Consider the following 11,981-nt stretch of genomic DNA (forward strand, 5'->3'; position numbering starts at 1 on the left):
AATCAACCACTTGTGAAACCGCGGCGAAACCTTTGAAAGACTGTACAAAAAGGCGATGAGGAACGGAACCTGCGGCACAATCGGCAGGACAATTCCGACGACCAGGAGCAAAAGACTTACGACCGAAATCAGCAACCATAATAAGCGACGCATCAAAAAAATCACTCCTTGAAACTTTTCTGGGATAAAGCGTATCATATTATTCTAGAGAAAAGTATTATGAATGAAATAAGAATTCATTAAGAAAGGAAATGCCTTCATGGATAAGCTTGCAGAAATGTATCAGAAGGGAATCGCCAGAATCAAGACAAAGGACTATCAGCGGGCCATGGAATACTTTGAGCGCGTTTTCCAGGAAAATGCCGGCTTTTTGTCTGTTTGCTACTACCTGGGCAAGTGCCATTATTTTCTGCGGGAATTTGACGAGGCAGAAGAATTTCTCACGCTTCATACGGAAAGCGACACGAAGAAAAATCAGGGGCAGGCGTGGAAGCTGCTGACAAAGATCCATCTCAGAAGACGGGATAAGGAAAAGGCAGCATCCTCCTTGCAGCAGGCATCAGAGCATGGCGCAGTAAAGCTTGCCGGCCTAAGGGATAAAATTGCAGGAATTGAAGAAGCTTCCTTTTCGAAGAAGATGCGCTTCAGGTTTCTGCAGCTCGCCAAAAACAAGACGCCGATTGCCAAGACGGATCTCAGGGAATATGAGAAGGTGAAATTCTTCATCAACGGGATGACTGACGAGCAGAGGAAAGGCTTTTGCGACGGCAAGTGGCATGAATTAGAAGTCACGAAGCCAAAAAAGGTCAAGTTCAAGGGGTTCATGTCGGTTGCGCTTCTGGACGACCGGGGTTATTACAGGAAATACCTTCCTAAGCTCGGCAGCCTTTACCTGCGCTCTTCGTTCAACGATTATCTGGAAGAAGACCGCTTTTTCAAGAACAAGTGGGAGAAGTCAAGGGTTTTTGCGCTTTTGCTGACGAAGATCTTTTCGCGTGAGATGATCGAAAGGCTTTTGATTCAGAATGACCTGCTCGACACGCAGGCCAGGCGCCACCTCAAGGGCTGCGATGACCTGATTTACCTGAAAAAGCAAGGCGAGGTCATTCCGCTTTCCTCCGAACCCGTTTTGGAAAATGCAGAGCAGTTGAGGGAATTCGGCTTTATTTGCGACAAAAATTGCCAAAATACGGTGCACCTTAAAGAAAAATGTCTGGGGGAACGGCTGATCAAAAGGTTTTTGAAGCAAACGACCAGGCAGAAGCTGCCATTCCGGCATCCTCCAGAGGAATATCGGCCGACGAAGGAACAGTTCAGGTTCATTCACTGGATTTTTCAAAACAATCATCGCATCATCAGCCTGCTTGGAGTCGGCGGAAGCGGCAAGACGTATACGCTGGGACAGATTCTGGATCATGAGCGGGTCCTGGCGCTGGCTCCGACGCACAAGGCGCGGATCAATCTTGAAAAGTGCGGTTTCAAGCACAACGAGACGGTTCAAAAGGTGATTCATGAGCTTGAAAACAGCCAGAGCGAGCTGATCGACGGGGACGACTATGACGTCATCGTGATTGATGAAATTTCAATGGTTACGCAGGACATGCTGAAAACGCTGCTGCAATACGTTGGAAGCGGATATCGCTTCATCTTTTTAGGAGATGACAGGCAGCTTCCCCCGGTCAGTCAGGACGAGGATGCACTTGAAGTATGCGGCAACGTCATGAAGCTTCTGATTCAATACGGATCGCACTTTGATTTTCAGGCCAACCTGCGCTGCAGGGATGAACGGGTGCGCATGTTTATTGCGCAGTGCCGTTTTGGGAATACGGAAAACCTCAGGCGGCTGCACGTCTTCAAGCAGGCAGAGGCAGACGAAATGATTGACTGCAAGCTGAAGCACCTGCCGCTTGAGGACTGCATGATTATCGCATATCGCAATGCGACGGTCGGCAGAATCAACGAGAAGTTCTTCAAAGTTCTTTCAAAAGGCAGACAAAATGTCGTGCCCTTTGAGTATAAAAACGGTTATGGACGTGGCGGCTTCTTTGTCGGAGCAGAAGTCGTCTTTTACAGAAACGACGACCAGTATCAGAAGTATGGCTATACGAACTCTGAATTTGGCAGGATTGTTTTCCTGGAACTTCCGGGCGAAAGGAACAAAGACGGCAGGGTCATCGTTAAAACGGACCGGAAGGAGTATGAGCTGCCGATCTGGCGTGCCAAGGAAGATCTTCTTCTGGCATATGCGCTGACGATTCATAAGGCACAGGGAAGCGGCTCAAGACGCGTCTACGTGCTTGAGGCAGTTGATTACGGACTTGCCTATACGGCGGTTTCAAGAACGAAAGAGGAGCTGTACTTTGTTGAGATGACGCTTGATGACCTGTGTCTGGCGCTGGAGACTCCGACGCAGGAGAAATCTAACGTTTGTGACTTCTGAAGCCTTATTGCGTGAATTTTTCAAAAAACAATGTTAGGATAAGGTCGATGTTATGTAAAATTCAGAAGGGTGGCATCTTGTATGCTGGATAATATTTTTTTGAAGGAAGTTCTCAAGCACTCGTTCAACATTCCCGTTCAGGTTACCTATGCCAATGGCAATGTTGAAAGGTACGGGGAAGGAGAACCTGTCGTTAAAATCATCTTTCACAGAAACTTTGGACCGGAGGATTTATTGAACAATGCATCGCTTGTTCTTGGCGAAGCCTACATGAACAAGGAAATTGAGATTGAAGGTTCGATTGAAGCTTTGATTGAGTCGGCATACGAATCAGCGGGAAGCTTCATGAACGATTCGAAGCTGGCTCATTTCATTGGAAAGCATGCCCATACTGAAAAGAAGAGCATGGAAGACGTGCAGAGTCATTATGACATCGGCAATGACTTCTATAAGCTCTGGCTTGACCGGACGATGACTTATTCATGTGCTTATTTCAAGCAGCCGGATGATACGCTTGAAAAGGCTCAGCTGAACAAGGTACACCATATTTTGAACAAGCTGCAGCCGGAACCCGGCAGGACGCTGCTTGACATCGGCTGTGGCTGGGGCACTCTGATGCTTTGCGCATGCAAGGAATACGGACTGAACGTTTCCGGAATCACGCTGAGCGAAGAGCAGTACGAATTCGTCAAGAAGAGAATCAGAGTCGAAGGACTTGAAGACAGAGCGCATGTCTATCTTGAGGATTATCGCGAATTGAAGCATGAACCGTTTGATTACATTACCAGCGTCGGCATGTTCGAACACGTCGGAAAGGAAAATCTTGGTCAGTATTTTCAAGTCGTTTCCGATTATCTGAAAGATGACGGCGTAGCACTGATTCACGGAATCACAAGACAGCAGGGCGGAGCATCCAATGCCTGGATCGACAAGTACATCTTCCCGGGCGGCTATGTTCCCGGACTGTGTGAGAACCTGCAGCATATAATTGATGCCGGCATGCAGGTGGCAGATCTTGAAATGCTTCGCAGGCATTATCAGAAGACATTGGAGATTTGGGATGAGAATTTCAGAAAAGAACTTCCCGAAGTCAGAAAAATGGAGGATGAACGCTTCATCAGGATGTGGGATCTTTACCTGCAGGCCTGTGCCGCCTCATTTGCATCAGGCAACATCGATGTCGTCCAGTATCTGATTACAAAGGGAGCAAGCGGTAAAAACCTGCCCTGGACCAGAGAATACATGTACAAATAGCAAAAAGTCTCGGGGATACGCTTACATCTTTTCCGAGACTTTTTCAGTTTTCCAAACTGTGCTAAAATTGAGGGTGTTTTCAACGAGGAAGATATTTGGAGGAAATTGACATGAGCAAAGAAGAAGAGCTGAGGCAAAGAAGCAGCGTTCATTTGTCTCAGAAGCATCAAAAGCACCACAAGCACCACATGGCGATGCCCTGGCACGAATTTATTCCGGATGACGATCATGATCTGGCCAGAGCGGCCAGTCTTCCGGCAAAGGCAGCCGTTGTGGGAAGAGTGGGCCTGATGATGCTTTCCTGCGGAACCGGGGCATGGCGCGTTCGCGATTCAATGAACATCATGGCCAGAAAATTGGGACTGGTCTGTTCAGCAGATATCGGACTGATTTCAATCGAGTTCACATGCATCGACAAAAACGGCCAGGCCTATACGCAGGCACTGTCTCTTCCAACGACGGGTGTCAATACTGACAAGTTGACCCGAATGGAGCATTTCGTCAAGAGAATCAACCGCAGGGAAACGAAGATGACGCTTGAAGAGATTCATGACGAACTCGACAGAATACAGGCAACCCCCGGCAATTACAAACCTTACCAGGTCGGTCTGGCAGCTGCGCTTGCGTGCTGTGCCTTCGTCTTTTTGCTCGGTGGCGGCGTCATTGAAATGATCGGCTCCTTTATCGGGGCCGGACTGGGAAATTATACGAGACGCAGGATGCTTGACAGGCACATTACGCTTCTGGCATGCGTGGCAGTCAGCGTAATGGTCGCCTGCCTGTCATATACGCTGTCATTTCATGCGATGGAGATTTTGTTCAACGTTTCGGCCAGACACGAAGCCGGCTATATCGGCGCAATGCTGTTCGTCATCCCCGGATTTCCGTTCATTACGAGCGGCCTTGACATTGCCAAGATGGACATGCGCTCGGGCCTTGAGCGACTGGCGCACGCAGTCGTCATCATCGGGGTCGCAACGCTTGTCGGCTGGGTGACGGCACTTGTGGTGCATCTGCAGCCGGAAAACTTCATGCCGCTTCAACTGACCGTTCTGCAATTGATGTTCCTGCGGGTTGTTGCCAGTTTCTGCGGGGTCTACGGTTTCTCCGTCATGTTCAATTCCCCACGCAGGATGGCGGCTGTTGCCGGCTGCATCGGTGCCGTTGCCAATACGCTTCGCCTTGAGCTGGTCGATTTATGCAAAATGGCGCCCGGCATCGCTGCATTTTTCGGTGCCTTGACGGCCGGACTGCTCGCATCGTACGTATATAAGAGGATGCACTATCCGCGCATTTCGCTGACGGTGCCTTCAATCGTCATCATGGTTCCCGGGCTTTACATGTACCGTGCAATCTACAACATCGGCGTCACGTCGATTTCTGACGGGGCATTGTGGCTGACGAAGGCGCTTTTGATCGTCATGTTCCTGCCGCTTGGGTTGATTGTTGCCCGAATCATCACGGACGATAAATGGAGATATTGCAACTGATTGCTTAATGAAAAAACCAGGACTCACTTTCTGAATCCTGGTTTTTTTGTGGTTTTATCAATGAGTGATGCAGTGCGGAAAATCTACTTGATGATCAGGAAGTAAAGCAGCACCAGCAGGCCAAGGATGATGCGATACCATCCGAAGATCTTGAAGTCGTGCTTCTTGATGTACTGCATCAGGAACTTGATGACGATGATTGATGAAACGAATGCAGTAATCAGACCGACGACCAGGATCCAGATTTCAGCAGATGAGAAGACGAAGCCGAATTTCAGCAGCTTGAACAATGAAGCTCCGAACATGACCGGAATTGCCAGGAAGAACGTGAATTCTGCGGCAACGGTTCTTGAAACGCCAAGAATCAGGGCACCGACAATCGTTGCGCCTGAACGGGACGTTCCGGGGAAAACGGCGGCAATCAACTGGAAGAAGCCAATCAGAATAACCGTGTAGTATGAAAGTTCTGCAAGCGAATTGATTTTTGCACGCTTGTTTTTATGAACCGTTTCGACCCAGATGAACGCAATCCCGAAGACGATCAGCGCAATTGCAACGCTGACCGGGTTGTAGAAAAGCTTTTCAAACGTATCGTTGAAAGCAACGCCGATGATGCCGGCGGGAAGGCAGGCAATCACTATTTTGACCCACATGATGATGATGTCCTTGTCGACATAGCGCCAGATTCCGGTCGGAGCCATCGGTCCCTTCTGCCTGCTTTTATGGAACGGCCAGATTTTGTTCCAGTAGATGACGACAACGGCCATGATGGCCCCGAGCTGAATGACGACCTCAAACATGCTGTAAAATGATTTTGAAACGTCCAGTTTGACAAATTGATCAAGCAAAATCATGTGCCCCGTGCTGCTGATGGGAAGCCATTCGGTGATGCCTTCAACGATGCCGAACAGGAAGGCTTTGATTAGTTCAATTATCATTATGATTAAAAGTCCTTTCTGAATTTACCTTGATTGATTAACTTCCTTATTATAGTCTATGGAAATATGGCTGACAAGCGTTTGGAAAGCATGATCCGTAAAGTTTAAGAAATGTTTAGGTAAATCGGGAAATGCAGTGCAGACTATGATGCGACAGTCATTACTGACACAAAAACAGGACTTCCGACGCATCAGGAGTCCTGTCAGAGCAGATTATGAATCAGTCTTCGAGAGACTTGACTTTTTTAGCGATGAATTCAGCGGAGCTCCTGAGCTTTTCTTCTTCTTCGGCAGGAAGTTCCGTGTAATTCACTGAAACGACGCCTTCCGCACCGATAACGGCAGGGTAGCCGACATAGCAGCCGTACTTTTCAAGGTAGACTGAGGCCGGACATGCAAGGTGCGCATCAGAGAGAACTGCCAATGCAAGCTTGATGGCACAGGTCGCGATGGCATAGCAGGTGTAGCGCTTGCCTGAGAAGACGAGCCAGCCGCCGCGACGAGCCTGCTTGTCAAGGTCTTCAAGGTCAAGATTGTTTTCCTTTGCAACTTCGGCAATCGGATGGCCTGCAACTCGAACCGTTGACCATGCTGTAAACTGTGATTCGCCGTGTTCGCCCATGACGTAGCCGGTAACGTTCTTTGGATCCTGACTGAGCGCCTGGCCGACTGCACGCTGCATGCGCGCCGTGTCAAGGAAGGTCCCGGTCCCGAAGACCTGGTTCTTTGGAAGCCCCGTGTACTTTTGAAGCAGCGTTGCGATAACGTCGCACGGGTTGGAGATGTTGATGATGACGCCGTTGAAGCCTGATTCCCTGATCTTCGGGCCGACGTCTGCAGCTGCGGCAGTGTTGAAGTTGAATTCCCCGAAACGGTCACCGTCCATGGACAATGCGGCGATGTTGCCAAATGCAGTGATGATGATGTCTGCGTCCTTTAATTCGGAATAGTCCTGCACCTTGATTTTCGTATGGGTATCAAGGCGGCCGAGCGAATCGAGCAGATCGTATTGTTCAGCCATGCATTTATCATCGTTGGAATCAATCAGAACAAGTTCATCAGCCAGACCTTTTGTGACAAGCGTATATGCAACGGTTGCGCCAACGTGACCCAAGCCGATAACGGCAAATTTTCTCATAAAGAAAGCCCCCCAATTAATTTATTGATCTAATTTAGTTAATTATAATCCTTCTTTAATCAAAATTAAAGAGGAAATCCAATCTTTTGCCAAAACATCCGATTTTTGATTCGCCCGTTGCCGAATTCGTGCCATGCTCTGTATTTTCATGTTAAAATCAAGTCATTAATGGTTTGCGAGGTGTTTTAATTGACTCAACAACAGGAAGAAAGAAAAGAGGCTCTGGCAGACAGCCTGCGGGATTTGCTCAGACATGAGGCGATTGAAAAGGTGACCGTTGACCAGATTTGTCAGGGGGCAAATGTTCACAGGAGCACTTTTTACCGTTATTTTTCTGATAAGTATGATTTGATGTACTATTCGTTTGAAAGGCTGATGGTTGCAAGAATTGATGAAAATGACGTGATTGATTCAATTATTGCGATTATCGTCAACGATAAGGAACTGTTCAGAAACGTTTCCATCAATAACAACAGCGGCACGTTGTTCTGGATGATGGTCAAGATGCTCAGCCACCAGCTGATTAAAGCCGATGAAGAAGGAAGGCTGCACGGCATCGGCTGGGTCCAGCGTGCACTTGAATCTTCCACGAACAAGGAACTTACAGCCAAGATGATTTCCGGTGCATGTCTGACGCTCATGTTCGAGTGGATCGACAGCAACTATCAGATGAGTCCAAAGGAGCTCAGCGAGTTCGTGAAGAACATGAAGCATCTGTAATCAAAAGATTGTTGCGGCAAAAGTCGGTTTTCGTTAAGATTATAGTAGAATATACGAAAGAAGGAGCATTATTTTGGCAAATACTGCAAATAAACCGAACGATTCGGTTAAAGAAGACTACGATTTGATTGTGATCGGCTCAGGGTGCGCCGGCCTGACGTGTGCGATTCAGGCGCGCGAGCTGGGGTTGAAGCCGGTGATTCTTGAAAAGATGGAGACGTTTGGCGGAAATTCCATGCGTGCTTCTTCCGGGATGAATGCTTCCGAAACGATTGTTCAGCTTAAGCACGGCATTGTCGAAGACTGGCATGACTTCTATGATGAAACGTACAAGGGCGGAGGAAAGCTCAACGATCCGGAGCTTCTGGAATATTTTGCATCGCACGGCGCGCTTGCAATCGACTGGCTTGCAGCACACGGCATAGTCCTGGACGATCTGACGATCACCGGCGGGATGAGCAGGATGAGGACGCATCGCCCGAAAAGTCTGGCACCGATTGGCGCATTTCTGGTCAACAATCTGATGAAGCGCGCAAGAGAACTTGAAATCCCCGTTTTATGCGGCATTAAGGCAGAAAAGCTTCTGACAGATGAAAAGGGGGCTGTCTGCGGTGTCAGGACGGACCGAAGAAACTTTCATGCCAGGGCGGTGGTCCTTGCGACAGGCGGCTTTTCCGCTTCAAAGGACCTGATTGCCAGGTATCGTCCTGACCTTAAAGCATACAGAACCACGAACCACGCCGGAGCTACGGGCGACGGAATCAAGCTCGCGGAAGAGGTCGGAGCGCAAGTCATGCAGATGGATCTGGTTCAGGTTCATCCGACCGTTCAACAGGATACGGATCACGCTTATCTGATCGGTGAGGCAGTGCGCGGAGAAGGCGCCGTTTTGGTCGACGGAAACGGCAAAAGGTTCGTCAATGAACTGTCCACGCGCCGCATCGTTTCTGACGCAATCACTGCTCTTAAAGAAAAGAGTGCTTATCTGGTGTTTGATTCGCAGGTCAAAAAACGCGTCAAAGCCGTTGATTTTTATCAAAAACAAGGTCTGGTCGTTGAGGCCGGAACTTTGGAAGAGCTTGCCGGAAAACTAAATGTCGGGAAAAATGATCTGAAGCAGACGCTTGAAAAGTGGAATCAGGCAGTCGAAGGAAAACAGGACTCTGAATTCGGCAGAAGAACGGGCATGGAGCGCAAACTGAATCAGGCTCCTTACTATGCGATTCATATTGCGCCTGCCATTCACTACACGATGGGCGGATTGCACATCGACAGGAAGACGCATGTTCTGGACAAGAGCGGAGACGTCATTTCCGGACTGTTTGCATGCGGCGAAGTCTGTGGAGGCCTTCATGGCAACAACAGAATCGGCGGCAATTCGATTTCTGAAACGGTCATCTTCGGTCGGCAGGCGGGGATGCAGGCGGCAGCTGAGGTCAGGAACAAGTAAGCATCTCAGGCGGCAATTCGCAACAGAATGACTCCTCGCTTCCGCATATGAAGAAGTTATTTTTTGGATGAAAATGACATAACTGAGAAAACAGGGTTTCTTGATTGAGAGAAACCCTGTTTTCAGTTCTTGGTTTTCCAGAAAATTTCCAACTTGTCCCTTAGCATTTCCTTTCCGTTAACGTATTCCAGGTTGTTCCAGAATTGCGGATAGAACTGAACATACCTGCGTTCAGCAAAGCGTGCGTCAATCAGCAGGACGACTCCGACGTCGCGTTCACCTCTGATGACCCTTCCGGCAGCTTGAAAAACGTTGTTCAAGCCCGGCAGCTGGTAGGCGTACTGGAAACCGTCTGAATTCTTTTCGTCAAAGTATCTTCTGAGCTCGTCAGTTTCATCGTTTATCATCGGAAGCCCGACGCTGATGATGGCGCAGCCGGAAAGTCTGGTCCCCTTAAGGTCGATTCCTTCGGAGAAGATTCCGCCGAGAACTGCGAATCCGACCAGAGGTTCCTGCGGATTTTCCTCAAAGCTCTCCAGGAAGGCCCGCCTTTGCTTCTCTGACATGGGACTTTCCTGAATGATGGTCCTGGCGTTTGGAAATGCAGTGCTGAACGCTTCGTGGAGTTTTTCAAGATAGCCGTATGACGGACAGAAGACGAGGTAGTTGCCGCAGTGGGCTTCGACCATGACCTTGAGTTCCGAAACAATCGCTGGAAGACTTTCCTCTCTTTTGCGGTACGTAACCTGCGTCTTGTCGTCAATCAGGACTTTCAGGTGATTTGAATCAAACGGAGACGGCAGGGAATAAATCAGACTGTCGAAGCCGCCGAGCATTTCCTGATAGTATTCAAGCGGACTGAGTGTTGCGGAAAACAAGACACTTGATCCGCCGAGGTTCAGGCTCTGATCCAGCAAAGCAGAGGGATTGAGTGAGAAAATCTTTAAATCAAGCAGATTTTCTTCAGCATCATAGCAGAGTTTCGTGCGAAACGTTTCGTCATAGAAACCGCTGATCCTGACGAAGGAAAAGGCTTCAAGAAAACAGTTCAAAAGATTTGGGTATTGGCCTTGGTCGGGATTGTCACGCATCCATTCCTGGGTGAAGTTGATGAATTTTTCAAGCGGGTCAGACAGGCTGTCGAGCTGTTCCTTCATGATCAGGGAGGCCTGGCTGAATTCCTGCATGGGTTCCTTTAGCGTTTCAAGGACTGCCAGAACATCCTCGAGCCTTCTTTTGACATTGCCCGTGCGGGAAAGTTTTCTGACGTCCGATTCGGCAAGAAGAAACGATTCTTCCGAAAGGCTTGAGGTGTACATCTCCTTTGCTCTTGAGACAAGGTTGTGAGCTTCATCAATCAGAAAGCAGCAGTCCGGCTGTCCGTCCGTGAAAAAGCGCTGCAAATAGACCAGAGGATCGAAGAGATAGTTGTAATCACAGATGATGACGTCGCAGAAAAGACTGAGGTCAAGCGAAAACTCAAACGGATCGACTTGATGCAGTCTGGCATAACGTTCGATGACGTCACGCGTAATCATCGTTTCATGTTTCAAAACGTCCTGCATGGCCGGGCGGATGCGGTCATAGTAGCCGATGAAATAAGGATTCTGATCGTCAGGCAGATCCTTTTCCTCCTCAAACGTGATCTTGTCTCTGGCAGTCAGCGTAATTGAACGAAGATTTGGCTTCATCAGCGTGATTGCGTCCTCACATGCCTTGCGCGTGCTTTGCTTGGCAGTGAGGTAAAAGATGCGGCTGCATTTTTCCTCGCCCATGGCCTTCAAGGCTGGAAAAAGCACTGAAACGGTTTTTCCGGTCCCGGTCGGAGCCTCAACGAAGAGCCGTTTTTTCGAAGCGATGGTCTTATAGACGCAAACGGCCAGTTCACGTTGGTTTTTTCTGTATTCAGCAAAGGGAAACCTGAGCATCCTGAGGCTTTTTTGCCTTTGTTCGTGCAGAACGTCTTCAAGTTCGAGCCACTCCTGATATTCGGACACGGCCCGGTTGAAGGTTTCCGAAGCTTCTTTGCGCGTGACGACAATGGTTTTTCTGGACAATTGTTCCGTTGTCGTTTGAAAGTACAGCAAAGTGACCTTCATTTGTGCTAAATCAGATTCTTTCATTAAAATATGAGAATAAATCTTTGCTTGAGCGAAATAAAGGGTTAAAATGTTATTAGGAAGTTCTGAGAATTTGAATGATGAAGTCTTTATTTCCAAAACTTCATCGACGATGTCGCCTGTTTTATGAAGTCCGTCAGCGCGGCCGTGAATCAAAAGGGGAGTTTTTCCTGCGGTGATCTGCATTTTCAGGTCTGTTTCGACTGAAACGTCGTCATCCCATGATGCTTGAATCATTCGATGGATGCGTGAACCGTCAAGCGCGGTATTCCGGCGTCCGGCCCCGCCTGATTTCAAATCCCCTGATTTCAGGGAAAATTCAACGAGCTCCCGAACGCCGACTGATTTAATTTTCACTTTGATCATTCCTTTAAATGAATTGTATCAGAAAACAGAAGAACAGGAAAACATTGTGATTGAATCAGTTATAA

9 protein-coding genes are annotated in these 11,981 nt (G+C 48.4%); 5 read left to right on the forward strand and 4 right to left on the reverse strand.

All coding sequences use genetic code 11. The features are described 5' to 3' along the window. A partial coding sequence (locus V7Z60_RS03925; RefSeq protein ID WP_334116521.1) for a DUF454 family protein occupies positions 1 to 198 on the reverse strand: 198 nt, incomplete at its 3' end. A 61-nt stretch (positions 199 to 259) separates the two neighbouring features. Here V7Z60_RS03925 and V7Z60_RS03930 point away from each other — a divergent pair. The 3 genes from V7Z60_RS03930 to V7Z60_RS03940 all read left to right on the forward strand — a co-directional run bounded on the left by V7Z60_RS03930 (position 260) and on the right by V7Z60_RS03940 (position 5,184). Next, complete coding sequence (locus tag V7Z60_RS03930; RefSeq protein ID WP_334116501.1) at positions 260 to 2,440, forward strand: AAA family ATPase; 2,181 nt, start codon at positions 260 to 262, stop codon at positions 2,438 to 2,440. A gap of 81 nt (positions 2,441 to 2,521) precedes the next feature. Continuing rightward, complete coding sequence (locus tag V7Z60_RS03935; protein ID WP_334116503.1) at positions 2,522 to 3,694, forward strand: cyclopropane-fatty-acyl-phospholipid synthase family protein; 1,173 nt, start codon at positions 2,522 to 2,524, stop codon at positions 3,692 to 3,694. Between the two features lie 110 nt (positions 3,695 to 3,804). Next, complete coding sequence (locus tag V7Z60_RS03940) at positions 3,805 to 5,184, forward strand: threonine/serine ThrE exporter family protein (RefSeq protein WP_334116504.1); 1,380 nt, start codon at positions 3,805 to 3,807, stop codon at positions 5,182 to 5,184. 83 nt (positions 5,185 to 5,267) lie between these two features. On the opposite strand, the gene V7Z60_RS03945 is transcribed toward V7Z60_RS03940, so the two are convergent. Both V7Z60_RS03945 and V7Z60_RS03950 read right to left on the reverse strand, forming a co-directional pair. After that, the gene (locus V7Z60_RS03945) at positions 5,268 to 6,122 is read right to left on the reverse strand and encodes an undecaprenyl-diphosphate phosphatase (protein WP_334116506.1); all 855 of its coding nucleotides are present in this window, start codon (positions 6,120 to 6,122) and stop codon (positions 5,268 to 5,270) included. 220 nt (positions 6,123 to 6,342) lie between these two features. Further along, the gene (locus V7Z60_RS03950) at positions 6,343 to 7,260 is read right to left on the reverse strand and encodes an L-lactate dehydrogenase (RefSeq protein WP_334116508.1); all 918 of its coding nucleotides are present in this window, start codon (positions 7,258 to 7,260) and stop codon (positions 6,343 to 6,345) included. A gap of 189 nt (positions 7,261 to 7,449) precedes the next feature. Here V7Z60_RS03950 and V7Z60_RS03955 point away from each other — a divergent pair, with 189 nt between their 5' ends. After that, on the forward strand, positions 7,450 to 7,980 hold the full coding sequence (locus tag V7Z60_RS03955; RefSeq protein WP_334116510.1) for a TetR/AcrR family transcriptional regulator: 531 nt from the start codon (positions 7,450 to 7,452) through the stop codon (positions 7,978 to 7,980). 73 nt (positions 7,981 to 8,053) lie between these two features. Further along, complete coding sequence (locus V7Z60_RS03960; protein WP_334116512.1) at positions 8,054 to 9,430, forward strand: flavocytochrome c; 1,377 nt, start codon at positions 8,054 to 8,056, stop codon at positions 9,428 to 9,430. Between the two features lie 122 nt (positions 9,431 to 9,552). Here the strand turns inward: V7Z60_RS03960 and V7Z60_RS03965 are convergent, their stop codons facing one another. Next, the gene (locus V7Z60_RS03965) at positions 9,553 to 11,907 is read right to left on the reverse strand and encodes an ATP-dependent DNA helicase (RefSeq protein ID WP_442918894.1); all 2,355 of its coding nucleotides are present in this window, start codon (positions 11,905 to 11,907) and stop codon (positions 9,553 to 9,555) included. Between the last annotated feature and the right edge of the window lie 74 nt (positions 11,908 to 11,981).

Origin of the sequence: Ligilactobacillus sp. (assembly GCF_036846325.1) — a bacterium.
Classification (GTDB): Bacteria; Bacillota; Bacilli; order Lactobacillales; family Lactobacillaceae; genus Ligilactobacillus.

Excerpts from the sequence above, each read along its gene's own strand:
- V7Z60_RS03945 (WP_334116506.1), bottom strand. The coding sequence starts at position 6,122 with ATGATAATTGAACTAATCAAAGCCTTCCTGTTCGGCATCGTTGAAGGC.
- V7Z60_RS03940 (WP_334116504.1), top strand. The coding sequence starts at position 3,805 with ATGAGCAAAGAAGAAGAGCTGAGGCAAAGAAGCAGCGTTCATTTGTCT.
- V7Z60_RS03950 (WP_334116508.1), bottom strand. The coding sequence starts at position 7,260 with ATGAGAAAATTTGCCGTTATCGGCTTGGGTCACGTTGGCGCAACCGTT.
- V7Z60_RS03930 (WP_334116501.1), top strand. The coding sequence starts at position 260 with ATGGATAAGCTTGCAGAAATGTATCAGAAGGGAATCGCCAGAATCAAG.
- V7Z60_RS03935 (WP_334116503.1), top strand. The coding sequence starts at position 2,522 with ATGCTGGATAATATTTTTTTGAAGGAAGTTCTCAAGCACTCGTTCAAC.